Genomic DNA, 26,318 nt, shown 5'->3' with positions numbered 1-26,318 from the left:
TCGATAGCTTGCCGGCGGTCACCCAAAGGTGATGGCGAACGCACAGGTGGCGTGCCGCGCACACATAAGTTTCCAGCCGGCCATCGCAGCGGTAGCGAGAGCGGCTCGTGCAGTTGGCGGCGGTCAGCGCCATTCCCGTCCTGCTCCGACCGGTATTGAAGCAATTCCGCAGATCAGATGTCCGCGACTGTCCTAATTGTGGATGTCAGCCGCGGAACATGTTGATCTGCTGCCAGATAGTGTCGTGTGGTGCGTCGTGATCGTCGAGGTTGCCGAGGGACTCGACTGCTCCGGTCACGGCTGAAGCGCGGCTGCGTTGGTCAGGGTGCTGTTGCCAGTACGTCTGCGGGATCTTCAGCACGGCTGTGAGCAGGTCGCCGGGGTAGAAGTCGCCTTCGGCGAGTGGGTTCTGCTCGAGGTGGGTCAGCGCGAGGGGGACCAGTACGTCGAGGCTCTCCTGCTGGAGCACGAGCACACGGAGGTCTTCGATGTCCATAGCGCCGACTGGTTTGTGACGCAGTTCGTAGACGGTCCTGATCAGCCGGGTTGCGTCGGCTGGTGGGTTGCCCCAGCGGCGGTCTTCGATCTGCTCGAGGGTGAGCGATTCGTCGACGTCAGGACTGGTCCCCATGGCTCCTCGTGTCAGCTGTCGTGTCGTGTTCATGAGGCTGCTATCCGCGCGGTACCCACTGCTCACTGTAGTCGAGCAAGCGGCTGGCTTCGGACAGCTCGGCCTCGACGGCGGGGCGATCTTCGGGCGACAGTCGTGAGTCGCTGAGCTGGCGTTTCAACCGGTTGATCTGGTTCGAGAGGCCGTTCTGGGCCTCTCGAACTTCGGTGACGTGGTCCCAAGGTGTGCCGTCACCCTTGCGGGCGACGACTTCACCGTTCAACTCGCGGCGGGCGCCGTCGAGGTCCTTGTCGGTGAGATGTTCCTTGAGCCGGTCCGTCTTGGTGGGTTTGGTCGGGTTGGAGCGCGGTTTGACGGGTTCGACGTGGTCGTCGGTAGCGGCGTGGCGGGCGAGGTCGCCGATGGCTCCGACGGTCATCGTTCCGCCGACAGCGATCCCTGCTGTGGACACGACGTTGAGGGGTACGCCGGCGATGGCGCCGGTGCCGGTGGCGTCGAGGAGGAGGCCCGCGCCTTCGCCCGCTGAGCTGATCGTGGTCAGCGCTATTCCGCCGACCGCGAGGGCGGTGTCGACGGGGTGGTTGAGCATGGCGTTGCCGAACGAGGCGAGGCTGTTCGCGGCGTGGGTGCCGACGTCGGCGAGGAAGTTGCCGGCGTCGTCGAGCCAGCTGGACTTTTGTGGAGCTACGTCCGCTTCGGTGTCGAGCATTCCTGCGATGGAGTTCCCGGCCTCGGTCAGTTGCGCTCGGGCTCGGTTAAGAGTGTCCTGGGCAGCTTGTCGTCCGCCTTCACCCGGATCGGTGAACGGTGGCAGAGGCTGGTTGTTGGCCTGAGCCTCAGCTGCGGCGGCATCGTGTCGGGCTTTGGCCTGCTGGGAGGCGGCTTGGGCGTTGTTCCACTGGGCGATGGCTTCGCCTGCCTGGGTTTGGGCCCAGCGAAGCGTGCGCGCGTAGTCGGTCAGCAGTGTCCCGCCCCGGTGCAGGGCGTCGGCGGCGTCGAACCACTTGTTCGGTTCGTAGCTGAACTTGTCGTGGAACACGCGTGCAGCGGGGCCTTCCCAGGCTCCGGTGTCGATGGCTTTGAGCCCGTCGGCGGCCTGGCCGGCGAGGTCGCCGCGGGCGTTCAGCACGCGCGCGTTCTCCTCGATCGCTTCGGGTTTGCCGGGGACGAGGGCTGTCGGGTCAGTGGTGTATCCGAGTTCAGCCATCGTCCACCGGTCCCTGGCCCGGGTCGGTGGTGAGCGAGCCGGCAGCGGCGGAGTCCGTCGCGCGGTACGCGGCGGCTGCCTTGGTGAGGACGTCGCCGATCGCGTCCGCGTCATCGGTCAAGATGTCGAGACCGTCGCTCCAGCGGACGCAGAAGTCCATCAGTGAGTTGTGGATGCCGTCGTGTCCGCACAGGTTGGTATCGCCGCACAGGTCGCGTAGCTCGAAGCTCGATTGGTCGGTCACGCTTCGCTTGATACCGTTCGCGGCTTCCTCTACCTTGCCGACGTCGACATGGAACCCAGGACCATCCACTACTGAAACCATCCCCCCGAACACGTTCAGTGCTCATCGAGTGTGGATGATTGGATCGCCGATGACAAGCGGTCGACCTGTCGTGAGCACAGCTGGGCGAACGGAGACATAACGAAGCCCAGATCTCCTGACAAGGCACGTTACGGCCCATTATTCCTCGGCTTGCTGCAGCGAGGCGACAGGCGGTGTACATGGACGCGACCCGGCGGCTCGTCATCCTCCGGCACGCGAAATCGGCCTGGCCGGACGGGGTTCCCGATCACCAACGGCCGCTTGGGCCGCGGGGGTTGCGGGATGCGCCCAAGCTTGGACGTTGGCTCGGCGACAACGGTTACGTCCCCGAGCACGTCCTCTGCTCCACCGCCCGTCGCACCAAGGACACCTGGGCGCTCGTTGCCGCGGAACTGCCGGCGCAGCCGGTCGTCGAGTACGCAGATGATCTCTATGGTGCCGGTCCTGAAGAGTTCCTCGACGCCGTCAGGCGGATTCCGGATGCTGTCACCACGCTTGCCCTCGTCGGGCACGAGCCTGGGGTCGGTGAGCTGACCCTGCAGCTCGCCGGCTATGGGGACGACACGCGGCTGGTCCAGGCCAAGTTCCCGACCGGCGCGGCGGCCGTGCTGGTCACCGACGACACTTGGGCCGACCTCGTCACGGCGCGGCTCGTCGGGTTCTTCCGGCCTCGCGACTGAACCGAACGGGCATTGCCCAAGGCGTGTTCACATGCGTACGCTCCATTCACTCACAGGTCTGATGTTCATATTTGTGAATGGAGCCGACATGGTTCTCCGCCACACCGTCGTGGCCGTGCTTGCCCTCGTGGCCACCTCCTTCGCCGCACCGGCGGAGGCCGCACCCGCGGAAGCCGCGCCGGCGGCGCACGGCTGCGGCGTCCCGGTCATCGGGGCCATCTGCGCGCCGCAGACCGCCGTTCTCGACGGCGGCCGGTTGTTGCGCACGAAGTTCGCCGCGCTCGTCGGGGAACGCACCGCCAAGACCGCCCTCGGCAACCTGCTGACGCAAGTCAAGACCGACCTCACGGCCGGGCCGTGGAGCGTCACCGCCAAGAAGCAGGTCCCGCCCAGCGGTGACAAGCACGATTACCTCAGCCTCGCGCCCTACTGGTGGCCGACCACCGCGCCGACCGCCGAGAACCCCTGGGGCTGTCCGTTCGTGCAGAAGGACGGCCAGCGCAACCCGATCGTCGACGAGATCACCGACCACGCCTACCGCGGCGAGGCCTTCACCGCGATCTACCGGCTCGCGCTCGCCTGGTACTACACGGGTGACGCGCGGTACGCCCAGCGCGCGGCCCTCGACCTGCGGACGTGGTTCCTCGACGCCGCCACGAAGATGAACCCGAACCTGAACTACGCCCAGGGCATCCCCTGCAAGGTGGACGGCCGCGGCATCGGCATCATCGAGTTCTCCTACACCCTCACCGAAGTCGTCGACGCCACCGCGATCCTCGCCACCGGCGCCCCGGGCTGGACCGAGACCGACCAGGCCGGCATGACCGGCTGGTACACGCAGTTCCTGGATTGGCTGCGCACCAGCAAGAACGGCACCGACGAGGCCAAGGCCCAGAACAACCACGGCAGCTTTTACGACATGCTGGCCGCCGGGCTGGCGCTCGGCACCGGGCAGCGTGACCTGGCCAGGACGATCGTCCAGGACGCCGGCCCGAAGCGGATCGCGCCGCAGATCGACGCCACCGGCTACCAGCCGCAGGAAGCGAGCCGGACCCGCAGCTGGCACTACTCCAACTTCAACCTCGTCGCGCTGACGCGGCTCGCGCAGATCGGCAAGCACGTCGGCGTCGACCTGTGGCACTACACCGCACCCAGCGGCGCGACGCTCTTCACGGCCGTCGACTTCCTGATCCCGGGCGCGACGCAGGGGCGGTGGTCCTACCCGGAGCTGGACTTCCGGCCGTACGCCGCACTGGACGTGCTGCACGCGGCCGCCGACGCGGGTGACAAAGCCGCGCGGACGGCGTTGCCGCTGGTGCCCGTCCAACCGGGCGGCGACCTCTACCCGGTCCGGCCCGCCGCGGAACAGCTCGACGACATTTCGACGTCCTGACGCGGAATGGGCCCGGCCGGGAACGGCCGGGCCCATTCCGGGGAATCAGACGCCGGCCACCTGGGAAATCCAGCTGCGATAACGCGTGATGTTCGTGTACGCCGTGTTGTTCGACCGGTCGCTCGTCGACGCGACGCCGACCTGGTGGCCGGAAGCGAACATCGGGCCGCCCGAGTCGCCGCCCGCGGTGATGCCGTTGACGCGGTTCGCGCACACCGCGACGCCGCCGGTGTAGTCGCTGCAACTGATCGAGTTCACCCGCACCGTCGCGACCTTCAGGTACCGCGACTGGCAGTTGATCTCGGAGCCGCACTGGCTGGTCGCGCCCCAGCCGTAGACCGAGACGTTCTGGCCGACCGAGACGTCACCGACGTTGCCGAGCGGCGAATACGTCGCGTTCACCGAGGTCGTGAGCCGGACGATCGCCAGGTCGGCGCTGCCGGGGTAGCGCGTGATGGTCGAGCCGGTGGCCATCGTCCCGCCGCTGGACTGGTCGAGGCTGCCGATCCGGAACGTGTACGTCCCGGAGCTGCTGACGCAGTGCTTCGCGGTGAGGATGTACTGCGGCGCGATGATCGTCGCGGTGCAGTTCTGCTGGCCGTTCACGAACAGCCGGGCCGCCCAGGGACCGCTCGAGGCGGTGCTGCCGCCGATGATCGACGGCTGGGCCTGCGGGGTGCCGGCCGCCGAAGCGGGACCGCCGAGACCGACGACGGCCAGCGCGGTGGACGCGGCCAACAGGACGAACTTGCCGAATTTCACGCTCACTCCTTTGCGTGCGGAGAACCGCACGGGAAAGCCGGTGGGGACCGAACGAGAAGAGTGTCCGAGTTGCCGGGGAATGTCCGAAACCGACGAAAGTCCGGTCGGTTCCGTATTTATTTCCGCGATCGGGCTACGTGCAGTTCCCGTACAGTTCCGCGCTCCACCCACGGGTGGAGGGAGGTTCAAACCGCGGCTTGAGGACTCCGGCGTCGCGCCGCCCTAGCGTTCCCGACGGGACCGGAGGGGGAGACATGGCGGCGACGAACGAAGTGCGGACCGAGCGGATCGCGGTGGGGGTGATCCTGGCTGTCGCGGCGGTCCTGTGGGGGTGGGCGCTCGGGAGCCGTCCGCTGCAGCCGTACTACGCGGCCGCGGTGCACTCGATGTCCCACGACGTCTCGGCGTTCTTCTTCGCGGGCTTCGACCCGGCGGGCGTCGTCACGGTCGACAAGCCGCCGCTCGCGTTCTGGACGCAGGCGCTCGGCGTCGCGGTGTTCGGCTTCCACCCGTGGGCGATCGTGTTGGTGCAGGTCATCGAGGGTGTGGCGGCCGTGTTCGTGCTGCACCGGGTGGTGCGCCGCTGGGCCGGGCAGGCGACCGCGTTGATCGCCGCGGCCCTGTTCGCGCTGACGCCGATCACCGCGGCGATCAACCGCGACAACGTGCCGGACACGCTCCTGGTGCTGCTGCTGCTCCTCGCCGCCTACTGCGTGACCCGCGCGATCGAGAACGCGCGATGGCTGCTGTGGGCGGGGGTTTTCGTCGGTCTGGGCTTCCTCACCAAGATGCTCGCCGCGTGGATCGTGCTGCCCGGCTTGGCGCTGGCCTACTTCGCCGGGGCGCCCGGCTCACGCGGCCGGCGGCTCGGGTGGATCGGCCTAGCTGGAGTCGTGACGCTCGTCGTGTCGCTGGCCTGGCCGGTCGTCGTCACGGTGTGGCCGGGGACCAAACCGTTCGTCGGCAGCACCACGGACGGTTCGGTGTGGCAGCTGGCCTTCGGCTACAACGGCCTGACGCGGCTGGTCGGCGGGACGACCGGGATCGGCGGCGGCTACGGCGCCACGGTCGGCGCGGCGCTCGGCGGCGGAGCGGGTCCGTTGCGGTTGTTCGACGCCGAGGTAGGCGGGCAGATCGCGTGGCTGGTGCCGCTCGCTTTGACGTCCTTGGTCGTCGCCGTGTGCCGCGCTCGGGGTGCCGAGCCGCGGGTGAAGGCGGGATGGGCGTTGTGGGGTGGCTGGCTGGTCGTGGGGGCCGCGGTCTTCTCGTTCACCGGCGGCATCTTCCACGCGTACTACACCGCCGAACTCGCTCCGGCGATCGCCGCGCTCTCGGCGGCCGGCCTCGTCACGGCTTGGCGGTGGCACCGGGCCGGGGGAGCGGCGCGGTTCGTGTTGCCGGTCGCGGTGGCGGGAACCGCAGTGCTCGCGTACGTCCTGCTCGACCGGACGCCGGAATGGGCGCCCTGGCTGCGGTACTTGGTGCTGGCGTTGGCGCTGCTCGCTGTCGTCGCGGCGCTTCTGCGGGTTGCGCGGGTGGCTGCGTTGGTCGGCTTGGCGGCCGTCGTGGCCGGTCCCGCGGCCTTCGTCGTCGAGACGGCGGTCCGGCCGGTCAGCGTGCTCGAGTCCGCCGATCCCGCCGCCGGCCCGCCGTCGACGACGGCGTTGCACACCGTGGTCGGCATCAACACCGGGCAGGGCGCCGAAGCGGCGTACGTCCGGTTCATCGACGACGCGTACCGGCTCAGCACCGGCCAGCGGGAGGTGCTCGCGTACGCCGAGGCGCAGGCTTCGTCCGCTTCGGTCGTCCTGGCGGTCGAGGGGGGCACGTACGGCGCGGACCCGTTCCTGCTGAACACCGACGCGCGCGTCGCGCCGCTCGGTGGTTATCTCGGCTTCGACCCGGCGCCGTCCGCCGGGGAGCTGCCGCAGTGGGTGGCAGCCGGGAAACTCCGGTTCGTGCTGCTGCCGCAGGTGTTCCTCGACATCGGCCGCGCCGGGGCGAACCGGACCACCGCGGCGGTCGCGGGGGACGCCGGTGAGCTCACGCGGCGGATCGGCTGGGAGGCGAAGCACTGCCGTCCGGTGCCACCGGCGCGGATCGGCGCGGACGCGGCCACGGCCGGGGTGTTGTTCGACTGCGGCGTCAGGCGGTGACTTCGGCGGGGGCGGTCTTGCGCAGCCAGTACAGGCCGATCACCGGCAGGACCAGCGGGATGAACAGGTAGCCCTCGCCGTAGACCGACCAGACGGTCGGGTGCCGGAACGCCGCCGCGTCCACGAGGCTGAGCGTGCCGATCGTCAGGACGCCCAGGAGCTCGATCGAGCAGGCGGTGAGGGCGACGCGCCACCAGCCGTCGCCGCGCTTGGCCAGCGCGATGGTCGCGACGATGTAGACGACCGCGGCGAACGCCGACAGCAGGTAGGCCAGCGGTGCCTCGTGGAACTTCGTGCCGATCTGGACGCCGGCCCGCGACGTCGCGGCCAGCGCGAAGATCGCGTACACGGCCACGAGCACCCGTCCGGGGCCGGAAGCCGTCTTACGCTGTTGCTCCACTCCACACCTCGTTCAGTCGCAGCACCATCACCGGGATGGCCAGGCAGGCGATGCCGAGCACCACCGTGCTCGACCGGCTCCGCTCGGCCAGCGCCCAGACCGCGCCGGCGGGCAGCACGAGCAGGCAGCCGATCAGGTAGGCCAGGTAGGTCGCCAGGCTGCCGGGCCGTTCGCCGCCGGCGAGCAGCACGATGCCGATCACCAGCTGGACGACCAGCAGGGCCTCGACGACCGCGAGCCCGATCAGGAGCGGGTTGTCCGGCAGCCGGTTGCGGGCCGACTGGACGAAGCTCCAGAGCGCGACGAGCGTGGCCGCCACGGCGACCGCCACGGCGAATCCGAAGATCACCCGTTCCTCCTTCCGGTCCGCCGGCCGCCAACTTACTCCGTAGTACCGGCGGGTCCGTTCGCCGAGGTGCCGCGGGCGTGGCGTGGGCCACCGGATCGCTCCACAGTGGACAGGATCGGGCAACGAGGTGTGCGGGCACCGGGAAAATTGATCACCAGATGGTGTTGATGGCATTGTGCCAATTCGGTGGTTTATTCTGGGCTACCCTTGTGTGGACCTGCGGGAATGTCGTAAAAAGCTTCGTGTTACACCCCGACAGAGTGGTTGGCCGTTGGCCAAGAATCACGCTGGGTTCGTGTACCGACTGGTAAGTGACCTTTTTGCCTACCTCGGATAGCCCAGTTGAACCCCCGGGTTGGCGGATAGGCGCGAGGCCGCCCGGCATGGGGGAATATTCCTCGTCCCGGAGCCGCGACGCCCGGGGGATCGCACGGAGGAGTATCTTCGATGGACCTGCGCTACGAAGCATTTTGCTTCGCCGACCCGTTGTTCTTCGACGAACAACAGGAAATCGGCGCGCCGTCCGACGATTTCGCCCAGGTGCTGCCGGCGCCGTCCGCCGGCTGGGTCGCGACCGACCGCGGCGTGTGGCGGGCCCTGCGCCCCGAGGGGCGCGAACTTCCCGGCCAGGGTTGGAAAATCCACGTTTCCGCTGGTCTGGACAACGCACGGCGCGTGCTCGTGCAGGTGCACGAGTACTGTATCGAGCACCGGATCGCCTACAAGCACCTCCGCTCGCTGATGATCCTGCTCGCCCGGAATTCGAAATACGCTCCCCGTGACGGCAGCGCCAAGCTCATCACCATTTACCCGGCTGACGACGACGAGCTGGAGCGTGTTCTCGAAGATCTGGCGGCCCGGCTCGAAGGCGAGCACGGCGCTTATATCCTGAGCGACCTGCGATACGGAAGCGGGCCATTGTATGTCCGTTACGGCGGCTTCGCAGAGCGATGGGTGGAGCACGGCGGCTCGCGCGTCCTGGCGATCAGCAAACCGGACGGAACGCTCGTACCCGATAATCGGGAGCCCCGGTTCTCGGTGCCCGACTGGGTGCGGGTCCCGGCGTGCCTGACCGCCAGCATCGCCGCGCGAAAGGCCGGGGACCCGGCGCAGTTCCCCTACCGGGTGACGAGTTCCCTGCACTTCTCCAACGGCGGCGGCGTCTACCTGGCGACCCGCAAGAGCGACGGCGAGGAGGTCGTCCTCAAGGAGGCCCGGCCGCACGCCGGTCTCGACCGGACGCGCACCGACGCCGTCGAGCGCCTGCGCCGCGAACACGAGGTCCTGGAGCGCCTGGACGGCATCCCCGGCGTGCCGCGGACGTTCGAGCGGTTCACCGTCTGGGAGCACCACTACCTGGCCATGGAGCACATGCCGGGCACCCCGCTGGGCGGCTGGCTCGCGCTGAACTACCCGCTGACCCGGCGCAACCGCACCGACGGCGACCTGACCGCCTACACCGAGCGCGCCCTCGGCCTGCTCGGCAAGCTCGAGCGGATCCTCGCCGCGGTGCACGACCGCGGGCTGGTCTTCGGTGACCTGCACCCGCAGAACGTCCTGATCGACCCGGAGACCGACGAGCTCTCGCTGATCGACTTCGAGCTGGCGGCGGACGCCGACGGCGGCGACCGGCCCGCGCTCGGCGCGCCGGGCTTCCGGGCGCCGGCCGACCGGTCGGGCACCGAGGTCGACGAGTACGCGCTCGCCGCGTTCCGACTGTGGTTCTTCCTGCCGCTCACGACGCTGCTCGAGCTGTCGCCGGCGAAGCTGCGCGGCTACGCGGACTTCGTGCAGCGCACGTTCGACGTCCCCGAGGGGTACGCCGACGCGATCGTCGCCGGACTCGCTCCGCGCTCGGAGCCGGCGAGTCCGGCGATCACCACCACCGAGCTGGACACCCCGCGGCCGGACTGGGCCCTCGTCCGCAAGCAGGTCGCCGCCGCGATCCTGGCGTCGGCGACCCCGCACCGGACCGACCGGCTGTTCCCCGGCGACATCGAGCAGTTCCGGCTGGGCGGCGCGTGCTTCGGCAACGGCGCGGCGGGCGTCCTGCACGCACTGGACGTGGCCGGCGCGGGGCGGTTCCCCGAGTACGAGCGGTGGCTGCTCGACTCGGTCCGCCGCGAGCCGCCGCCGCGGCCCGGCTTCTTCGACGGCACGCACGGCATCGCCTACGTGCTGGAGAACTTCGGCCACCACGACGCCGCGACCCGGCTGCTGGCCTCGTCGGCGCAGCTGGTCGCGCAGACCACCGACCACGCGCTCGAAGGCGGCCTCTCGGGCATCGCGCTGACCCAGCTGCACTTCGCGGCGCGGCGGCACGACAACGAGTACGGCCGCCAGGCGCTCGCCACGGCGGTCCGCCTGGCGGAAGCGCTGGACACCGCCACGCCGCCCGGGAAGGCCGGCCGCGCCGGGCTGCTCAACGGCTGGTCCGGGCCCGCGCTGCTGTTCGTCCGCCTGTACGAGCAGACCCACGAGCAGCTGTGGCTCTCCCTGGCCGACCAGGCGCTGCAGCGCGATCTCGAAGAGTGCGTCACCACCGACGACGGATCACTGCAGGTCCGCGACGGCGAAAGCCGGACGCTGCCCTACGCCGGCGTCGGCAGCGCCGGGATCCTGATGGTCGCCGAGCAGCTCGCCCGGCACCGTCCGGAGGCCGAGTCGCTGAAGAGCCGTCCGGGCCTGCGCGAAGCCTGCCGTGGCGAGTTCGTCGTCTTCCCGGGCCTGCTCTTCGGCCGGACCGGCCTGCTGGCCGCGCTGGCCATGGACCCGGACCCGGACGAGGTCGTCCGCGCGGCGGTCGACATGCACCTGGCCCGGCTGGCCTGGCACGCCGTGCCGTACAAGGACGGCCTCGCGTTCCCCGGCAACTTGCTCCTGCGGTTGTCGATGGACGTCACCACCGGCGGCGCGGGCATCCTGCTCGGCCTCGCCGCGGTACTGGACGGCAGGGCGTTGCTGCCCTTCCTCGACGGAACGCCGTCCCCCCAGATCTCCGGTCGCTGACCGGGGCGTAAGAGAAACAGAGAAGGGAAGATCATGGAACTCGTTCTGGAGTTGCAGTCGCTCGAGGCCCTCGACGGTCACGAGGGTGGCGGCGGCGGTGGCCAGTCGAACCTGAGCCTGCTGGCCAACTGCCACAACAGCACCCTCAGCGTGGTCGCCTGCCCGTGATCGGGTGAGGAAGGTGCGGGAGCGGCACAGGCCAAGTGCGCCGCTCCCGCACCTTCATTCTGCGCTCCCGCACCTCGTGCGGGAACTCGTTCGAAGGAGTGAGATGACGGCGTCCGCGGACCGGCTGCTCGTCGCGACGCTCCGGCTGGACCGAGGCCGTCTCTGTGCGCTGGGCGTAACCGCGCTCGTCGCCACCGGGGCGGCCCTGTTGCTGCCCGGCGCGCTCGCCGCCGCCGTCGACGCGGCTGTCTCCGGCCGCCCGGCCCTGCCCGCCGTCCTCTGGCTCCTCGCCGTCGGCACGGCCGAGATCGCGGCCGACATCGCGGGCAGCCTGCTCACCGTCCGGTTGATCAGCTCCGCCACGGCCTGGCTGCGGCGTGAGCTCGCCGGCCGGCTCTTCGCGCTGGGCGCGCGGTCGCCCCTTGCCGAAGGGGACGCGATCAGCCGCCTCAGCGGCGACTGCACCGGCGCCGGCGCCATCGGCACGCTCGTGGTCCAGCTCGTCGCGATCGTCCTGATCTCCACCGGCGCGATCGCCCTGCTCGCGCGCCTCGACTGGCGGCTCGCGGTCGTCTTCCTCGTCAGCGTCCCGTTCGCGCTGCTCATCGCCCGGGCCCACCTGCGCCGCACCGCCGACGACGTCCTCACCTACCAGCGGGTCTCGGGCGAGCTGGCCGCACGCATGGTCGACGCGGTCGCCGGCCTCCGCACGATCGCGGCGTCGGGCATCGCGGACCGCGAAGCCACCCGGGTGCTGCGGCCGCTGCCCCGGCTCAACCGGGCCGGCCGCGGCATGTGGCGCACCCAGGCCCGGATGGTCTGGCGTGCCGCGCTGCTCTTCCCGGCCGTCGAGCTCGCCGTGCTGGTGGCCGCCGGGTTCGGCGTGCAGGCGGGCCGGCTCACCATCGGCGACGTCCTCGCCGCGCTCGGCTACGTCGCCCTCGGCATGCGGCTCGTCTCCCAGATCCCGCTGCTCACCGCGGTTTCGAAGGCGCGGTCGTGTGCCGAGCGGCTGACCGAGGTCCTCGACCTGCCGGTGCCCGAGCCGGGCAAGCTCGGGCTGCTGCCGGGCGACGGCACGCTCGTGGTCCGGCACGCCCGCGTGGTCGGCGCGCTGGACAACATCGACCTGACGGTGGCGGGCGGCACGTTCGCCGCCGTCGTCGGCCGGTCCGGGGCGGGGAAGTCCGCGCTGGCCGGTGTCCTCGGCGGGCTGACGACGCCGGACGAGGGCAGCGTCCTGCTCGACGGCCGCCCGCTCGACCGGCTGCGCCCGGAGGAGCTGCGCGCCGTGGTCGGGTACGCGTTCGAACGCCCGGCGCTGCTGGGCGCGACGGTCGCGGACGCCGTCGGCTACGGCTCGTGGGCGGGCGACTCCGCCGTGCGCGCCGCCTGCCGGACCGCGCAGGTCGACGACGTCGTCGTCCGCCTGCCCCACGGCTACCACACGCCGCTGGCCGAAACCCCGCTGTCCGGCGGCGAAGCGCAACGCCTCGGGCTCGCCCGCGCGATCGTGCACAACCCGCGCGTGCTCATCTTCGACGACGCGACAGCCAGCCTCGACACGATCACCGAGGCGGCGGTCGAGCAGGCCATGGCGACCGCGCTGCCCGGCCGCACCAGGATCGTGGTCACCCACCGCGCGAGCACGGCCGCCCGGGCCGACCTCGTCGTCTGGCTCGAGGACGGCCGGATCCGCGCGACGGCTCCCCACGAGGCCCTGTGGCGCGAGCCGGCCTACCGCGCGGTCTTCACCGAGGACAGCGTCACGGCAGGCGGCCCGTGACCCTGCGACGGCTGTACTGGGCGACGCTCGCCGGCCAGTGGCGCGGCGGCCTCGTCCTGCTGTTGTGCTCGGCGCTCGAAGGCGTGCCCGCGTTCTTCTCGGGACGCCTGGTCGAGCTGGCCGTCGACCGCGGGTTCGCGGCCGGGAGCCCCGCGGCCGGGCTGGTCTGGCTCGGCCTGTTCGGCCTCGCCGCGCTGCTCGGCGCGCTGGGCTCGCGCCTGGTGTGGCACCAGCTCGGCCAGGTCGTCGAGCCGCTGCGCGACGAGCTGGTGACCGCCGTGGTCCGCGGTGTGCTCCACGACGAGTCGCCACCCCGCAACCAGCCGGACGCCAGCGGCGTCGCCCGCATCACCCAGCACGTCGAGGTCGTCCGCGACGCCACCGGCGGCCTGCTCGTCCAGGCCCGCGGCATGCTCGTGACGACGATCGGCGCGCTCGCCGGCCTGGTGACCGTGGCCGACGGGCTGGTCGTGCCGGTCGCCACCCCGGTCGTCGTCGCGGTGACCGCGTTCGCGTGCCTGCTGCCGTCACTGGCCCGCCGCCAGCGCGCGGCGGCCATCGCCGAAGAGCACATGGCGGCGACCGCGGGCGCGTCGCTGTCCGGCCTGCGCGACGTCGTCGCGTGCGGTGGCGAGCCGATCGCGACGCTGGCCGTGTACGAGGCCGTCGACGCCCAGGCCCGCGCTGCCGTCCGGGTGGCGCGCTCGGGCGCGCTCCGGTCCCTGGTGATCTCGATCGGCGCGTTCGTGCCGCTGCTGCTGGCCCTGGTGCTGGCCCCCGGCCTGGTCGCGCGCGGCGAGCTCACCGCCGGCGCGGCGCTGGGCGCGCTGGTCTACCTCGCCACCACGATGCAGCCCGCACTACGCGGCCTGGCCGCCACCGCCAGCACGGTCGTCCTCCGCCTCCTCGTGGCGCTGCGCCGCCTGTCCGAGACCGCCCGGGTCCCGGAGGCCCAGGACGGCGCCGCCCGGCCACGCGGCGCGGACGTCCGGCTCCGCGGCCTGACCTTCGGCTGGGGCGCCGCGGCCGAGCCCGTCCTGCGCGACCTGGACCTCGACCTCCGGCCGGGTGACCACCTGGCCGTGGTAGGCCCGAGCGGGATCGGCAAGTCGACATTGGCCGGGCTGGTGACCGGCATGCTCGCCCCCCAGGAAGGCCGAGTGCTGCTCGGCGGGGTGCCGGTGCGGGACGTGCCCCCGGCGCTCCGGCACGAGCTGGTGGCACTGATCCCCCAGGAGGCCTACGTCTTCGCCGGCACCGTGCGGGACAACCTCGCCCTGTTCGCTCCCGGCGCGTCCGACGCCGTGCTACTGGCCGCGGTGACGGCCATCGGCGCCGACGACCTCCTCCGCCGGCTCGGCGGGCTGGACGGCACGATCGGCCACGGTGGCGAAGGCGTTTCCGCGGGTGAGGCGCAGCAGCTGGCCCTCGCGCGGGTGTACGCGACTTCAGCGCGTGTGGTGATCCTCGATGAAGCCACCTCCCATCTGGACCCGCCGTCGGAAGCCCGTGCGGAGCGGGCCTTCGCCGCACGGGACGGTGTTCTCGTGGTGATCGCGCACCGGTTGTCCTCCGCTCTGCGCGCACACCGGGTGCTGGTCATGGACGGCCGCGAGACCGTGCTCGGCAGCCACGCCGAGCTGCTCGCCCGGTCCGCCCGGTACGCCGAGCTGATGCAGGCCTGGGCGCCGGTGACTGGGGAAGCAGCCACCGAAGTCCCGTCGCCCGCGGGCGGGGCGGTGCCGGTCGGCGCCGAAGTGGTGCGCCGGCACCGGATTTCCCGGACCACGCGGGCGAGCTGACTGCGTGTCCACTGTGGACCTAGCTCGACCGCTGTTCCAGATTATCGCCGCCGACGGCGCGCGGAAGCCCCGTCCGCGAATCTGTGGACAACTCGCCGATCCGCGCGGCCCCTGTGGACAACTCGGGCGGTTCGGCCGGAATCGTCGGTGCCGTCGTGCATGATCGGAAGCACGGGAAGTTCCCGGCCCGGAACCGGCACCGTCAGAGAGGAGGTGAACCGCCGGCGGTCGGCGTCATCCGGGTCGCAGTGCTTCCAGTGCTTCACGCAGCTTGCCGGAGAGCGGTACCGGCCGGCGGGACTCGCGGTCCACGAAGACGTGCACGAAGTGCCCTTCCGCGACCAGGGACTCGTCGGCGGCGTACATCCCGATTTCGTAGCGCACGCTGGAGTTCCCGAGGTGTGCCACCCGCAAGCCGACCTTCAGCGAACCAGGAAAGGAAACCGATGCGCGGTACCCGCAGTGCGACTCGACGCACAGCCCGATCACCTCCCCGGCCTCGATGTCGAGACCGCCCTGCTCGATCAGCCACGTGTTGATCACCGTGTCCATCAGCGAGTAGTGCACCACGTTGTTGACGTGCCCGTAGACGTCGTTGTCCTTCCAGCGCAACGGAACCGTCTGCCAGTGCGGGTACCCGTTCATCGCAGGGACACCGACTCGCGCAGGATGGCCGCGAGGTCGTCCTCCGACGGCTCGCGGGGTGCGGTGGCCAGCAACCGCTGCTGCTTCAGGGTTCCCTCGACGAGCGAGTCCACATCGGACTCCGCGTAGCCGACGGCACCGATGCCGTCCGGGATGCCGATCTGCCGCATCAGGTCGATCAGCACCGCGGGCAGGTGGTCGGCGAAGTCGCCGGGCCACTCGAAGTCGGGCGCCAGCAGGCGCGCGACGCGCAGGTGGCGGTCCGGCGCCGCGTCGAAGGTGAAGCGGAACGCGGCGGGCGCCGTGAGCGACACGGCCATGCCGTGCGGCACCAGGGGTTCTTCGCCCGGATACCCCTCCGGGTGGAAATCCCTGACCTGCCCGGCGATCGGGTACGCGTTCGCGTGCGGGATGTGGACCCCGGCGTTGCCGAACCCGAGCCCGGCGAACGTCGCGGCGAGGGCCATGGCTTCGCGGGCCTTGAGGTCGTCGCCGTCGCGGACCGCGGCGGGGAGGGCCCACGACAGCAGGCGAAGGGACTGCTCGGCGAACATGTCGGCCAGCGGGTTCGAGCCGCAGTACGGCACGCGCTGCTCCGGGCGCTTGCGCTCGAAGTCGGTGTACGGCTTGGCGGTGTAGCTCTCCGCGGCGTGGCAGAGGATGTCCATGCCGCTGGCGGCGGTCACCCCGGCCGGCTGGCTGACGGTGAGCCGCGGGTCGACGACGGCGAGGGTCGGGCGCAGCCGCAGGTGGCTGATCCCGCTCTTGACGCGCAGGGACAGCACGTCGAGGACGCAGACCGTGGTGCTCTCCGAACCGGTGCCGGTGGTGGTGGGGACCGCGACCAGCGGCTTCAGCGGGCGGTCGGGTGCGCGGCCGCCGCCGACCGGCGCGTTGACGTAGTCCATCAGCTCGCCGTCGTTGCTGGTGAGCAGGTTCGCGGCCTTGGCGGTGTCGATGCTGGACCCGCCGCCGACGGCGACGAACGCGTCGTACGGGCCGGTGCCGCGGGCGAAGTCGACCGCCTTCTGCATGCTGACGTCGGTGGGCTCGACGTGGACGCCGTCGAAGATCTCGGTCTCGATGCCGTGGCCCGCGATGCCGTCGGCGATGCGGCGCGGCCAGCCGGTCGCGGCGACCTGCGGATCCGTCACGACCAGGACGCGGTGGACGCCGTACTGGGTGAGGTCGTAGCCGATCTCGTCGGCGGCGCCGGTGCCGTACTTCAACGCCGGTGCGCCATAAGTAAAAACGGTTTCATGTTCGGTCGCGGCCAAGACTGCGGTCCTCGCTCCCATGATCGGCTAACAGTCGGTCAAAGCGGACATTCAGTCCATCCTTACCGGGTTTCGGCGAAGATCACTTGACTGCACTGAACGGTGCCCGCCTAAGCTCTCCTCATTAGATACCAACTGGGAGCGACCGTCGCCCAGACGGCCGTGCGGATCCTGACCGAGGCGCGTGTCCGCCGTGTCTACGCGGTGGTCGGCGAGTCCTTCCTGGAACTGCTCGACGCTCTGCAGCGCGAGCGGGAGATCACGCTGGTCTCGGCGCGCCACGACGCGGGCGCGGCGTTCATGGCGGAGGCGGAGGGCAAGCTCACCGAGCGGCCCGCCGTGCTGCTCGCCAGCCGGGGCCCGAGCGCGGCGAGCCTGGCGATCGGCGTCCAGACGGCCTACCAGGACGAGACTCCGATGGTCGTGCTGCTGGAGACGCCGGCGACCGAGCCGATGTCGTCTTCGTCCGGGGAACTGCCGACCTCGGACCTGACGGCGATGTTCGAGTCGATCGCCAAGTCGACATTGCGGGTGACCGACCCGGACGGGCTGCCCGGGTTGCTCGCGCACGCGCTGACCACGTCGCAGGAAGGACGGCCGGGGCCGGTCGTGCTCGGCGTGCCCTGTGACATCTGGGGCATGCCCTACGACGCGGCCAAGCCGATGGCGCGGGTGCGGCCGCCGGCGTCCGGCACGCTGGGCCGTTCGGCGGACGCCGTCGCGCAGCTGGTGGACGAGGCGAAGTACCCGGTGGTCATCGTGGGCGGGCGGGCGCGGTCGGCGCGCGACGAACTGATCGCCGTGGCCGACGAGCTCGCGCTGCCCGTCTACAACGCCTTCCGGCGGCAGGACGCCTTCCCGGAGAACCACGCGCGCTACGCCGGTCACCTCGGGCTCGGCATCCCGGCCAGGCAGCTGGACGCGCTCGAACGGGCCGACCTCGTCCTCGCGCTCGGCACCCAGCTCGACGAGGTGACCACGCAGGCCTACCGCTACCCGACGCCCCAGCAGACGCTGGTCATGGTCGGGACCGGCATCGACGTCAGCCCGAAGCGGCGCGGGCTCACCTTCCGGGTCGACTCGGAGGTCGAGCCGTTCCTGCGGGAGCTGCGCGAGGTGGCGTCGCCGCGGGCGCGGCGGGCGTCGGCGGCCAACGCGGCCGTCCACACCTTCATGACCCCGCCCGACACCAGCGGCAACACGCGGGTGCACCCGGTCGACGTCGTCCGCGCGCTGCGGAAGCTGGCGCCCGAGGACACCATCGTGACCAGCGACGCGGGCAACTTCGCGCAGTTCATGCACCGGTACTGGTGCTTCACGGCGCCGCGCAGCCAGCTCGGCCCGAGCAACGCCGCGACGGGGTACGCCGTGCCGGCCGCGGTGGCGGCGAAGCTGGCCGAACCGCGGCGGACCGTCGTGGCCATGGTCGGCGACGCCGGGACGCTGATGACCGGGCAGGAAATCGAGACGGCCGTCCGGTACCGGGCGCCCGTGATGGTCGTCGTCTTCCAAAACGGCGTGCACGGTGCGCTCGCCATGCACCAGGCACGCACGCACGGACGGCTGTCCGGGGTGTCCATCCCGCTGACCGACTTCGCTTCGTGGGCGCGTGGCCTGGGCGCGGCAGGGTACACGGTGGACGATCGGGAAGAGCTCGAGCCGATCATCGCCAGTGCGCTGGTGCGGCAGCGGCCGTGCGTCATCGACGTGCGCACGGACCCGGACGTCGTGACGCCGGACGTGCGGCTTTCGGCCCTGCTCGGCCAGGTCCGACCGCAACCTCCCGCCCAGTAAGGGTTTTTCCCGATATCGGTGCGGAAACGCCGGGAAAGTCGTGTGGTAGCGCGGCGACGGCTCGGGTAATCTGACGGTGTTCCGGTGGTGGTTCGCCGCTGAAGGTTCCCGGCCGGGTCCCGGCCGGCGACAACCGGTTTCTGTCGGTGCCGCATGGCACCATCGCGGTCATGCCCAGCAGGGAAGCGGGCAGGGAACGAGGGGAGTTTCGACGTGACCGATCACCAGCACGCACCCGAACCAGGGCGGAAGTCCTCCGGCGTCGTACCGGTGCTGTTCAGCGCCAGTTCGGAGGCCCACGACGACGCCGTGGTGGCCGGGGAGCACGACACGACCTGGCGTTCGCCGTTCGGCGCCGAGGGGCTGCGCCCGGCGAGTGGCGAATAGCTCACCTCGCCCGGGTGAAGACGGGTTGTCCGCCCTCCTCGAGGTGTGCTTTACTGCACTTGGTCTCGATTTTTGTGTTCGTGTTGAGTCACGCTCGCAGAATTCAGCGGGCGTAGTGTCTCCTCGCCGAGGAAGCAAACCGTCCGGGTGTTGACCCGGGACGCCGAAGTGGCTTCCTGTTTTTTTGGTGTTACACATGGAGATTTTTGATGACTCAGGGCACTGTGAAGTGGTTCAACTCCGAGAAGGGGTTCGGCTTCATCACCCCCGACAACGGTGGCGGCGACGTCTTCGTTCACTACAGCGAGATCCAGGGTAACGGCTTCCGTACCCTCGAGGAGAACGCTCGCGTCGAGTTCGAGATCGGCCAGGGCCAGAAGGGTCCGCAGGCCACGTCGGTCACCGTGATCTGACTTTGATCTTGGGAAAAGGCCGTCACCCGTTCGGGGTGACGGCCTTTTTCGTATGCTGCGCACCATGATCGAGCACGGGTACACCGTCTCCGGGATGAGCTGCGGGCACTGCGCCCAGTCGGTCACCGAAGAGCTCACGGCGCTGCCGGGAGTGACCGAAGTGGACGTCGACGTCTCGGCGAAGCGGGTGGTCGTCCGCGCCGAAGCGGCGCTGGCGGAGAGCGACGTCCGCGCCGCCGTCGAGGAGGCCGGCTTCACCTACGAGGGCACGGCCAGCCTGGTTTCCTGAGAAGATCGTCCACTGGCGATCGGGACGCCGGTGTGACTTACGGCTCAGTAGGGTCCCCGGACCCGGCCGACCAGGCCTTCGCCGCATCTTGAATACTGCAACGCCCTGCAACCCTTCCCCTTTCGCCCCGTTCGGGGTCTCCTGTTCACCGGTGACGTGTCAGGAGGTCAGGTGGGCGAAACGGTGGCGGGGATCGTCGCGAATCCGGCTTCGGGGCGGGACATCCGCCGGCTGGTCGCGCAGGCTTCGGTGTTCCCCACCGCGGAGAAGGCGAACATGGTCCAGCGGCTCCTCGCCGCCTTCGCCGTGACGGGGTTGGACCGGGCGCTCGTCTCGACCGACCTCGGCGGGATCTCCGCCGCGGTGCTGCGAGCCCTCGGGCGGGGCGGGACCTGGCCGAAGGTCGACTTCTGCGCGGACGACCCGATCACCGGGACCGCCGCCGACACGACCAACGTCGTCCGGCGGATGGTCGAGGCCGGGGCCGGGGTCATCGTCGTGCTCGGCGGCGACGGCACGGCGCGCGTCGCCGCCGCGGCCTGCGAAGACGTTCCGATCCTCGCCCTCTCCACCGGCACCAACAACGCCTTCCCGCAGATGCGGGAGGCGACCGTCGCCGGGCTGGCGGCCGGATTGATCGCCACCGGCCAGGTCGACCCCGACCTCGTGACGCACCGGGTCAGCGTGCTCGAGGTCGTCACCAAAGCACGCCGGGAGATCGCGCTCGTCGACGTCTGCGTTTCGCTGAGCAAGCACATCGGCGCCCGGGCCGTCTGGGACCCGGCGTCCCTCACCGAGCTGTACTGCACCTTCGCCGAGCCGGACGGCATCGGCCTGTCCAGCGTTCCCGGCCAGCTCTGCCCGAGCCCGCGGTCGAGCCCGGACGGCGTCGCGCTGCAGCTCGGGCCCGTCGGGGAGACGCCGTACGTCGTGCACGCGCCGATCGCGCCCGGCCTAGTCCGGCCGGTCGGCGTGCGCGGGTGGGGCGTCCTGCAGCCCGGTGTGCGGGTCGAGCTGGCCGCGGCCGGCGGGGTCATCGCGCTCGACGGTGAGCGCGAACTCGAACTGAAGAACGGCGAAAGCGCCTTCGTCGAGCTCAAACCGGACGGGCCGTGGGTCGTCGACGTCCGGGCGGCGATGGCGGAGGCGGCGAGAAAAGGGCTGTTGCGCACGGAAACCGATCAAGGGAAGGAGCGTCGAAGATGACGGACACCCTGCGGGAGGCGTATCGCGTGATGCGCACCATCCGGGCCTTCGAAGAGCGGGTGCACGCGGAGTTCGCGACGGGCGAAATCCCCGGGTTCGTGCACCTCTACGCCGGTGAGGAGGCCTCCGCCACCGGTGTCTGCCTCCACCTCGACGACCGCGATGCCATCGCCAGCACCCACCGCGGCCACGGCCACTGCATCGCCAAAGGCGTCGACGTCAAAGGGATGATGGCCGAGATCTACGGCCGCAGGACAGGATCCTGTCACGGCAAGGGTGGCTCGATGCACATCGCCGACCTCGCCAAGGGCATGCTCGGCGCCAACGGCATCGTCGGGGGCGGCCCGCCCCTCATCTGCGGCACCGCCCTCGCCGCCAAGCAGCAGAACACCGGCGGCGTCGGCGTCGCGTTCTTCGGCGACGGCGCCAGCAACCAGGGGACGACCCTGGAAGCGCTGAACCTCGCGTCGGTCTGGGACCTCCCCGCCGTCTTCGTCGCGGAGAACAACGGCTACGCCGAAGCCACGTCGAGCACCTGGTCCGTCGCCTCCGACAACATCGCCGACCGCGCCGCCGGGTTCGGCATGCCCGGCGTGATCGTCGACGGGTTCGACTTCTTCGCCGTCCACGAAGCCGCGGGCGAAGCCATCGGACGCGCCCGCGACGGCGGCGGCCCGACGCTCATCGAGGTCAAGTTCACCCGCTACTTCGGGCACTTCGAGGGCGACCAGCAGACCTACCGGGCCGGCGAAGTCGCCGACGCCCGCGAGAACCTCGACTGCCTCAAGCGCTTCCGCGAACGCGTCACCGAGAGCGGCGAACTGCCCGGCCAGGTCCTCGACGACATCGACGCCGAAGTCGCGAAGCTCATCGAAGACGCGGTCTCCGAAGCGAAGGCCGCGCCGAAACCCCGGAAGGAAGACCTCGAAACCGACGTCTACGTCTCGTACTGAAGGGGAGCGCACGTCATGGCCAGGACGATCAGCTACCGCGAGGCGATCAACGAGGCGCTCGCGCAGGAGATGGAACGCGACGAGACGGTCATCGTCATGGGCGAGGACAACGCGGGCGGCGCCGGCAGCCCCGGCGAGGACGACGCCTGGGGTGGCGTCCTCGGCGTCACGAAAGGTCTCTTCCACAAGTTCCCGGGCCGGGTGCTCGACACGCCGATCTCCGAATCGGCGTTCGTCGGCGCGGCGATCGGGGCCGCGACGCGCGGGCAGCGCCCGGTCGCGGAACTCATGTTCATCGACTTCATGGGCGTCTGCTTCGACCAGATCTTCAACCAGGCGGCCAAGTTCCGGTACATGTTCGGCGGCAACGCGCGGACGCCGGTCGTCATCCGCACGATGTACGGCGCCGGGCTGCGCGCCGCGGCGCAGCATTCGCAGTGCCTGTACCCGATCTTCACGCACATCCCGGGCCTGAAGGTGGTCGTGCCGTCGAACCCGTACGAGGCGAAAGGCCTGCTCATCCAGTCGATCCGGGACGACGACCCGGTGATCTTCTGCGAGCACAAGGCCCTTTACGACACCAGCGGCGAGGTGCCGGAGGACAGCTACACGATCCCGTTCGGCGAGGCCAACGTCGTCCGCGACGGGGACGACGTCACGATCGTCGCCATCGGACGCATGGTCGCCATCGCCGAAGAAGCGGCGAAAGAGCTGGCGGACAACGGCATCGAAGCCGAGATCATCGACCCCCGCACGACGAGCCCGCTCGACACCGGGACGATCATCGAAAGCGTCGAAAACACCGGACGCCTGGTCGTCGTCGACGAGGCCTCGCCGCGTTGCAACCTCGCCACGGACATCTCGGCGCTCGTCGCGAAGGAGGCCTTCGGCTCACTGCGGGCGCCGATCGAGATGGTCACCCCGCCGCACACGCCCGTCCCGTTCTCCGACGCGCTCGAGGACCTCTACATCCCGGACGCCCAGAAGGTCGTCAACGCGGCGAAGGCGGTCGTGGAGTACCGGCGATGATCCGCAAGGTCACGATGCCCAAGTGGGGCCTCTCGATGGAGCGCGGCCGGATCTCCGACTGGATCGCGGCCGAGGGTGACGAGGTCGCGGCGGGCGACGACCTCGCCGACATCGACACCGACAAGATCAACGGCACCCTCGAATCCCCGGGTGACGGCGTGCTGCGGCGGGTCGTCGCCGCGGTCGGGGAGGAGGTGCCGGTCGGCGGCACGATCGCGCTGCTCGCCGACGCGGCCACCGGAGACGCCGAACTCGACGAAGCCGCGAGACAGGCCCGCGAGGAGATCGACGCGGGTGCCGTCGCGGCGCCGGCGGGGCCGGTCATCAGCAGCGTGGAGGTCGGCGGCCGGACGCTCAGCTACGCGACGCTCGGCACCGAGGGCGACGTCGTCGTGCTCGTCCACGGCTACGGCGGCGACAAGAACTCCTGGCTGTTCATCCAGGAGCCGCTGAGCGAGACGATGCTCGTGCACGCGCTCGACCTGCCCGGACACGGCGAATCGACCAAGGACGTCGGCGACGGCTCGCTCGACACCCTCGCTGACGCCGTCCTCGGCTTCCTCGACGCGCTGGGCATCGAACGCGCGCACCTGGCCGGGCACTCGCTGGGCGGCGCGGTCGTCACGGCGGTGGCCGCGAAGGCGCCGGGCCGGGTCAGCGGGCTCACGCTCGTCGCCCCGGCCGGCTTCGGCCGCGAGATCAACGCCGGTTACCTGCGCGGATTCGCGTCGGCGACGTCCCGGCGCGAGCTGAAACCGCACCTGGGAGCGCTGTTCGCGAACCCGGACCTCGTCACCCGCCGGCTGGCCGACGACCTGCTCAGGTACAAGCGCCTCGACGGCGTCGACAAGGTCCTCACGACGCTCCTGGACACGCTCCTCGACGGGGACGAGCAAGCCATCGACGCAGTTCCGCTGCTGTCCGAAGTGGACATACCGGTGAAGGTCGTCTGGGGTCGCGAGGACGCCGTCCTGCCGCCGCGAGGCAACGCGACCCTGGTGGACCACGCCGGGCACATGGTGCACCTGGAGTCCCCGGGCGCCGTGATCGCCGCGATCACGGGCTGACCGGCGAGACGGCCGCCACCTTCCGATCGGCCGACCGAAAAGGCAGACTGAGAAGGGAGCACAGGGAGCGGCGGTTTGGGTCAGCGAGACCTCGAGGCAGCGTTGCCGGCCGGGGCGGACCCCCGGCGGCACGCCCGTGTCCTCGCACAGGTGCACGAAGCGGCCCTGACCGGGAAGACACCGCCCAGCCGGCCGCGGCCGGTGATCGACGCGTCCTGGCAGCGGATGCGCCGCCTCGGCATGGATCCCGACACCCGCGCGGCCGCGCCCGTCCTGACCGCCGAGGAACTGGAAACGCGCCGCCGCACGAGCGGGCTGGCCGAAGCGCTGCCGACGTTGCGCGGCGCCCTGACCAGCCTCGCCGAGCAGGCCGCGCACATCATGGTGATCGTCGACGCCGGGGGGAAGGTGCTGTGGCGCGACGGCAGCGCCGCGGTCCGCCGCCGCGCGGACGGGCTCGGCTTCGTCGAAGGTGTCGACTGGCAGGAGGAAGCCGTCGGCACCAACGCGATCGGCACGGCGCTCGTCGCGCGCCGCCCGGTCCAGATGTACGCCGCCGAGCACTTCGTCCGGTCGCACCACTCCTGGACGTGCGCCGCCGCGCCGCTGCACGACCCGCGCGACGGCAAGCTGCTCGGCGTCGTCGATCTCTCGGGTGCGGCCTCGACCGTCCACGCGACGACGTTGGCGCTGGTCGACGCCGTGACGCAGCTCGCCGAGGCCCAGCTGCGCACGACCCACCTCACGGAGCTGGAACGGCTGCGGCGCTTCGCCGTCCCGGTGCTGGCGAAGGCCGGTGGCCGGGCCGTCGTGGTCGACGACCACGGCTGGGTCGCCGCGGCCGCCGGCCTCGCGCCGGTCGACCGGATCTCGCTGCCCACCGGCTTGACCCCCGGCGGGGTGTGGCTGCCGGCGTACGGCAGCTGCGCGGTCGAGCCGGTGCCCGGCGGCTGGCTGATCCGCGTCGCCGAGAGCGACCCCGCGCCGCCGACCCGGGTCGTCCTCGACGTCCGGTCGCCGCGCGAACCCGAGCTGACCGTGGCCGGCGCGGCCGGGACGTGGACGCACCGGCTCAGCCCGCGGCACGCCGAAATGCTGTATGTGCTGGCTAGCCACCGGGGCGGCCGGTCGGCGTCCGAGCTGTCGTCCGACCTGTTCGGCGACGCGGGCCGCACGGTCACCGTCCGCGCCGAGATGTCCCGGCTGCGCCGCCACTTCGGCGGCATCCTCGGCGCGAAGCCGTACCGCTTCGCCGACGACGTCGAGGTGCTGGTCCGGCGGCCGCCGAGTCCCGAAGCGGTGCTGCCGCACTCGCTCGCCCCGGCCATCCGCGGCTGACCTGACCAGGGAAGATGGGGACGTGCCGAACCGTCCCCTGCTGCCCGACACGATCGCGCCGAGCTGGCTCGTGGTGCAGGTGCTCGGCACCCTGTTCGTCGCGGGGACGCTGCTGACCGCCCGCGAGCCGGACCCGCGGATCTGGACCGCCTACGGCGTCGCGAGCGCCTGCTGGCTCGGGTTCGTCGTGCTCGCGCCGCGAAGGCCGAAGACGGCGGCCGCCCTGCTCGCCGTGGCCAGCGCCTTGCCGGCGACGCTCGTCGGCGAGGCCGCGGACTCGTCGGCGATCCTGCTGGCCGTCATCGCGCTGGGCCGGCTCGCGGCGCTCACCGCCGTCAGCGTCGGCGCGATCGTCGGGGCCGGCGTGCTCGACATCGCGCTCGCGGTGACCGCCCACCTCATCGCCGGGCAGTCCGCCGGCGGCGCGCTCGCCGACGCCGGCGTGATGCTGCTGCTCGTGCTGATCGGGCTCAACCGCCGCCAGTACGAGGTCCAGGCGTCGCAGGCCGGGGCGCTGCTCGACCAGACCCGGCTCGCGCAGGCCGAACACGCGCGCGCCGCCGCGCTCGACGAACGCACCCGCATCGCGCGCGAGATCCACGACGTCCTCGCGCATTCGCTGGGCGCACTGGGGGTCCAGCTCGAACTCGCCGAAGCACTGCTCGCCGAGAAGTCCGATGTGGACGGTGCGCTGCGGTCGGTCCGGCGGTCGCGACGGCTCGCCGCGGACGGGCTCGCCGAGGCGCGCAACGCCGTCGCCGCACTCCGGCGGGACGTCCCGCCGCTGGCCGGCGCGCTCGCCGCCGTGGCCGCAGAACACGCCGGCAACCACGGCGTCTCCGTCGACTTCGCCGCTGAGGGCGACGCGCGGCCGTTGCCCTCCGCGGCCGTCGTCGCGCTGGTGAGCGTCGCGCGCGAGGCCTTGACGAACGCGGGCAAGCACGCTCCCGGCGAAGACGTCCGGATGCGGCTGAGCTATGTGTCCGGGAGTGTTCGGCTCGAGGTCCGGAACGCGCTCACCGAATTCACTCGGACAGGTGAAGGTTTCGGTCTGGCGGGCATGCGGGAGCGGCTCGCCCTCGCCGATGGCACCCTGGACGCCGGTCCGGTGGACGGTCAGTGGCGCGTCCTCGCGGAGGTGCGGGACTGAGCACGCCGCAGATCACGTGCTGATGACGGCGGGCGGTGCCCGTCACCGCGCGTGCGGCGTCTCGGCTACCTTTTGCGTACGGCTCGCAGCAGTCTTTAGGGG

The 26,318-nt window shown here is 71.0% G+C and carries 25 protein-coding genes; 17 read left to right on the top strand and 8 right to left on the bottom strand.

Going from position 1 to position 26,318, the window contains the following annotated elements:
• Positions 1-205: 205 nt before the first annotated feature.
• Genes ACYVLJ_RS07750 through ACYVLJ_RS07740 form a run of 3 tightly spaced genes read right to left on the bottom strand, consistent with a single transcriptional unit; the run spans position 206 to position 2,163 of the window.
• Positions 206-631, bottom strand: coding sequence for a contact-dependent growth inhibition system immunity protein (locus ACYVLJ_RS07750; RefSeq protein WP_460438185.1), 426 nt, complete (start codon positions 629-631; stop codon positions 206-208).
• A 40-nt stretch (positions 632-671) separates the two neighbouring features.
• On the bottom strand, positions 672-1,838 hold the full coding sequence (locus ACYVLJ_RS07745) for a putative T7SS-secreted protein (RefSeq protein WP_460438184.1): 1,167 nt from the start codon (positions 1,836-1,838) through the stop codon (positions 672-674).
• The gene (locus ACYVLJ_RS07740) at positions 1,831-2,163 is read right to left on the bottom strand and encodes a hypothetical protein (RefSeq protein ID WP_460438183.1); all 333 of its coding nucleotides are present in this window, start codon (positions 2,161-2,163) and stop codon (positions 1,831-1,833) included. Before ACYVLJ_RS07740 ends, ACYVLJ_RS07745 begins: the two co-directional genes overlap by 8 nt.
• A gap of 179 nt (positions 2,164-2,342) precedes the next feature.
• Here ACYVLJ_RS07740 and ACYVLJ_RS07735 point away from each other — a divergent pair, with 179 nt between their 5' ends.
• Both ACYVLJ_RS07735 and ACYVLJ_RS07730 read left to right on the top strand, forming a co-directional pair.
• Complete coding sequence (locus ACYVLJ_RS07735; RefSeq protein WP_460438182.1) at positions 2,343-2,843, top strand: SixA phosphatase family protein; 501 nt, start codon at positions 2,343-2,345, stop codon at positions 2,841-2,843.
• An 88-nt stretch (positions 2,844-2,931) separates the two neighbouring features.
• The gene (locus ACYVLJ_RS07730) at positions 2,932-4,236 is read left to right on the top strand and encodes an alginate lyase family protein (protein ID WP_460438181.1); all 1,305 of its coding nucleotides are present in this window, start codon (positions 2,932-2,934) and stop codon (positions 4,234-4,236) included.
• Between the two features lie 45 nt (positions 4,237-4,281).
• On the opposite strand, the gene ACYVLJ_RS07725 is transcribed toward ACYVLJ_RS07730, so the two are convergent.
• Positions 4,282-4,998, bottom strand: a complete 717-nt coding sequence (locus ACYVLJ_RS07725; RefSeq protein ID WP_460438180.1) for a S1 family peptidase — start codon at positions 4,996-4,998, stop codon at positions 4,282-4,284.
• Between the two features lie 254 nt (positions 4,999-5,252).
• On the opposite strand from ACYVLJ_RS07725, the gene ACYVLJ_RS07720 reads away from it, so the two are divergent.
• The gene (locus ACYVLJ_RS07720; protein WP_460438179.1) at positions 5,253-7,154 is read left to right on the top strand and encodes an ArnT family glycosyltransferase; all 1,902 of its coding nucleotides are present in this window, start codon (positions 5,253-5,255) and stop codon (positions 7,152-7,154) included.
• On the opposite strand, the gene ACYVLJ_RS07715 is transcribed toward ACYVLJ_RS07720, so the two are convergent.
• On the bottom strand, positions 7,144-7,515 hold the full coding sequence (locus ACYVLJ_RS07715; RefSeq protein WP_460438618.1) for a hypothetical protein: 372 nt from the start codon (positions 7,513-7,515) through the stop codon (positions 7,144-7,146). The genes ACYVLJ_RS07720 and ACYVLJ_RS07715 overlap by 11 nt on opposite strands.
• A gap of 22 nt (positions 7,516-7,537) precedes the next feature.
• The gene (locus ACYVLJ_RS07710) at positions 7,538-7,903 is read right to left on the bottom strand and encodes a hypothetical protein (protein WP_451971756.1); all 366 of its coding nucleotides are present in this window, start codon (positions 7,901-7,903) and stop codon (positions 7,538-7,540) included.
• A gap of 447 nt (positions 7,904-8,350) precedes the next feature.
• On the opposite strand from ACYVLJ_RS07710, the gene lanKC reads away from it, so the two are divergent.
• The 4 genes from lanKC to ACYVLJ_RS07690 all read left to right on the top strand — a co-directional run bounded on the left by lanKC (position 8,351) and on the right by ACYVLJ_RS07690 (position 14,668).
• On the top strand, positions 8,351-10,912 hold the full coding sequence (lanKC, locus tag ACYVLJ_RS07705; protein ID WP_460438178.1) for a class III lanthionine synthetase LanKC: 2,562 nt from the start codon (positions 8,351-8,353) through the stop codon (positions 10,910-10,912).
• 33 nt (positions 10,913-10,945) lie between these two features.
• A complete protein-coding gene (locus ACYVLJ_RS07700) occupies positions 10,946-11,080 on the top strand; it encodes a SapB/AmfS family lanthipeptide (RefSeq protein WP_451971761.1) in 135 nt (44 codons plus the stop codon).
• Between the two features lie 103 nt (positions 11,081-11,183).
• Positions 11,184-12,866, top strand: coding sequence for an ABC transporter ATP-binding protein (locus tag ACYVLJ_RS07695; protein WP_460438177.1), 1,683 nt, complete (start codon positions 11,184-11,186; stop codon positions 12,864-12,866).
• Complete coding sequence (locus tag ACYVLJ_RS07690) at positions 12,863-14,668, top strand: ABC transporter ATP-binding protein (RefSeq protein ID WP_460438176.1); 1,806 nt, start codon at positions 12,863-12,865, stop codon at positions 14,666-14,668. Before ACYVLJ_RS07695 ends, ACYVLJ_RS07690 begins: the two co-directional genes overlap by 4 nt.
• A 234-nt stretch (positions 14,669-14,902) precedes the next feature.
• On the opposite strand, the gene ACYVLJ_RS07685 is transcribed toward ACYVLJ_RS07690, so the two are convergent.
• Together ACYVLJ_RS07685 and ACYVLJ_RS07680 are read right to left on the bottom strand one after the other, a co-directional pair.
• Positions 14,903-15,313, bottom strand: a complete 411-nt coding sequence (locus tag ACYVLJ_RS07685; protein WP_460438175.1) for an acyl-CoA thioesterase — start codon at positions 15,311-15,313, stop codon at positions 14,903-14,905.
• Positions 15,310-16,611, bottom strand: a complete 1,302-nt coding sequence (locus tag ACYVLJ_RS07680; RefSeq protein WP_460438174.1) for a hydroxyacid-oxoacid transhydrogenase — start codon at positions 16,609-16,611, stop codon at positions 15,310-15,312. The genes ACYVLJ_RS07685 and ACYVLJ_RS07680 overlap by 4 nt, the downstream gene beginning before the upstream one ends.
• A gap of 114 nt (positions 16,612-16,725) precedes the next feature.
• Between ACYVLJ_RS07680 and ACYVLJ_RS07675 the strand changes: the two genes are divergently transcribed.
• The 10 genes from ACYVLJ_RS07675 to ACYVLJ_RS07630 all read left to right on the top strand — a co-directional run bounded on the left by ACYVLJ_RS07675 (position 16,726) and on the right by ACYVLJ_RS07630 (position 26,216).
• Positions 16,726-18,384, top strand: a complete 1,659-nt coding sequence (locus ACYVLJ_RS07675) for a thiamine pyrophosphate-binding protein (RefSeq protein WP_451972025.1) — start codon at positions 16,726-16,728, stop codon at positions 18,382-18,384.
• A gap of 213 nt (positions 18,385-18,597) precedes the next feature.
• Positions 18,598-18,771 carry a hypothetical protein gene (locus ACYVLJ_RS07670; RefSeq protein ID WP_460438173.1) on the top strand — a complete coding sequence of 58 codons (174 nt, stop codon included), beginning with the start codon at positions 18,598-18,600 and terminating at the stop codon, positions 18,769-18,771.
• A 209-nt stretch (positions 18,772-18,980) separates the two neighbouring features.
• The gene (locus tag ACYVLJ_RS07665) at positions 18,981-19,184 is read left to right on the top strand and encodes a cold-shock protein (protein WP_004563013.1); all 204 of its coding nucleotides are present in this window, start codon (positions 18,981-18,983) and stop codon (positions 19,182-19,184) included.
• Between the two features lie 64 nt (positions 19,185-19,248).
• Entirely contained in the window at positions 19,249-19,473 is a 225-nt protein-coding gene (locus ACYVLJ_RS07660) for a heavy-metal-associated domain-containing protein (protein WP_451971778.1), read from the top strand.
• Positions 19,474-19,644: 171 nt separating this feature from the next.
• Complete coding sequence (locus tag ACYVLJ_RS07655; RefSeq protein ID WP_451971781.1) at positions 19,645-20,679, top strand: ATP-NAD kinase family protein; 1,035 nt, start codon at positions 19,645-19,647, stop codon at positions 20,677-20,679.
• The gene (locus ACYVLJ_RS07650) at positions 20,676-21,632 is read left to right on the top strand and encodes a thiamine pyrophosphate-dependent dehydrogenase E1 component subunit alpha (RefSeq protein WP_451971783.1); all 957 of its coding nucleotides are present in this window, start codon (positions 20,676-20,678) and stop codon (positions 21,630-21,632) included. Before ACYVLJ_RS07655 ends, ACYVLJ_RS07650 begins: the two co-directional genes overlap by 4 nt.
• A gap of 15 nt (positions 21,633-21,647) precedes the next feature.
• The gene (locus ACYVLJ_RS07645; RefSeq protein ID WP_460438172.1) at positions 21,648-22,661 is read left to right on the top strand and encodes an alpha-ketoacid dehydrogenase subunit beta; all 1,014 of its coding nucleotides are present in this window, start codon (positions 21,648-21,650) and stop codon (positions 22,659-22,661) included.
• On the top strand, positions 22,658-23,728 hold the full coding sequence (locus ACYVLJ_RS07640) for an acetoin dehydrogenase dihydrolipoyllysine-residue acetyltransferase subunit (RefSeq protein WP_460438171.1): 1,071 nt from the start codon (positions 22,658-22,660) through the stop codon (positions 23,726-23,728). The genes ACYVLJ_RS07645 and ACYVLJ_RS07640 overlap by 4 nt, the downstream gene beginning before the upstream one ends.
• A 75-nt stretch (positions 23,729-23,803) precedes the next feature.
• Entirely contained in the window at positions 23,804-25,066 is a 1,263-nt protein-coding gene (locus tag ACYVLJ_RS07635) for a helix-turn-helix domain-containing protein (protein ID WP_460438170.1), read from the top strand.
• A gap of 22 nt (positions 25,067-25,088) precedes the next feature.
• Positions 25,089-26,216: a sensor histidine kinase gene (locus tag ACYVLJ_RS07630; RefSeq protein WP_460438169.1), complete on the top strand. Its 1,128-nt coding sequence runs from the start codon at positions 25,089-25,091 to the stop codon at positions 26,214-26,216.
• Positions 26,217-26,318: the final 102 nt, after the last annotated feature.

This window comes from Amycolatopsis stemonae, assembly GCF_054781455.1.
Note: the sequence above shows the minus strand (reverse complement) of the source record. Positions and strands in the feature narration are given on the sequence as shown.

Excerpts from the sequence above, each read along its gene's own strand:
- ACYVLJ_RS07660 (WP_451971778.1), top strand. The coding sequence starts at position 19,249 with ATGATCGAGCACGGGTACACCGTCTCCGGGATGAGCTGCGGGCACTGC.
- ACYVLJ_RS07650 (WP_451971783.1), top strand. The coding sequence starts at position 20,676 with ATGACGGACACCCTGCGGGAGGCGTATCGCGTGATGCGCACCATCCGG.
- ACYVLJ_RS07685 (WP_460438175.1), bottom strand. The coding sequence starts at position 15,313 with ATGAACGGGTACCCGCACTGGCAGACGGTTCCGTTGCGCTGGAAGGAC.
- ACYVLJ_RS07735 (WP_460438182.1), top strand. The coding sequence starts at position 2,343 with ATGGACGCGACCCGGCGGCTCGTCATCCTCCGGCACGCGAAATCGGCC.
- ACYVLJ_RS07750 (WP_460438185.1), bottom strand. The coding sequence starts at position 631 with ATGGGGACCAGTCCTGACGTCGACGAATCGCTCACCCTCGAGCAGATC.
- ACYVLJ_RS07640 (WP_460438171.1), top strand. The coding sequence starts at position 22,658 with ATGATCCGCAAGGTCACGATGCCCAAGTGGGGCCTCTCGATGGAGCGC.
- ACYVLJ_RS07720 (WP_460438179.1), top strand. The coding sequence starts at position 5,253 with ATGGCGGCGACGAACGAAGTGCGGACCGAGCGGATCGCGGTGGGGGTG.
- lanKC (WP_460438178.1), top strand. The coding sequence starts at position 8,351 with ATGGACCTGCGCTACGAAGCATTTTGCTTCGCCGACCCGTTGTTCTTC.
- ACYVLJ_RS07695 (WP_460438177.1), top strand. The coding sequence starts at position 11,184 with ATGACGGCGTCCGCGGACCGGCTGCTCGTCGCGACGCTCCGGCTGGAC.
- ACYVLJ_RS07740 (WP_460438183.1), bottom strand. The coding sequence starts at position 2,163 with ATGGTTTCAGTAGTGGATGGTCCTGGGTTCCATGTCGACGTCGGCAAG.
- ACYVLJ_RS07645 (WP_460438172.1), top strand. The coding sequence starts at position 21,648 with ATGGCCAGGACGATCAGCTACCGCGAGGCGATCAACGAGGCGCTCGCG.
- ACYVLJ_RS07730 (WP_460438181.1), top strand. The coding sequence starts at position 2,932 with ATGGTTCTCCGCCACACCGTCGTGGCCGTGCTTGCCCTCGTGGCCACC.
- ACYVLJ_RS07700 (WP_451971761.1), top strand. The coding sequence starts at position 10,946 with ATGGAACTCGTTCTGGAGTTGCAGTCGCTCGAGGCCCTCGACGGTCAC.
- ACYVLJ_RS07665 (WP_004563013.1), top strand. The coding sequence starts at position 18,981 with ATGACTCAGGGCACTGTGAAGTGGTTCAACTCCGAGAAGGGGTTCGGC.
- ACYVLJ_RS07680 (WP_460438174.1), bottom strand. The coding sequence starts at position 16,611 with ATGGGAGCGAGGACCGCAGTCTTGGCCGCGACCGAACATGAAACCGTT.
- ACYVLJ_RS07745 (WP_460438184.1), bottom strand. The coding sequence starts at position 1,838 with ATGGCTGAACTCGGATACACCACTGACCCGACAGCCCTCGTCCCCGGC.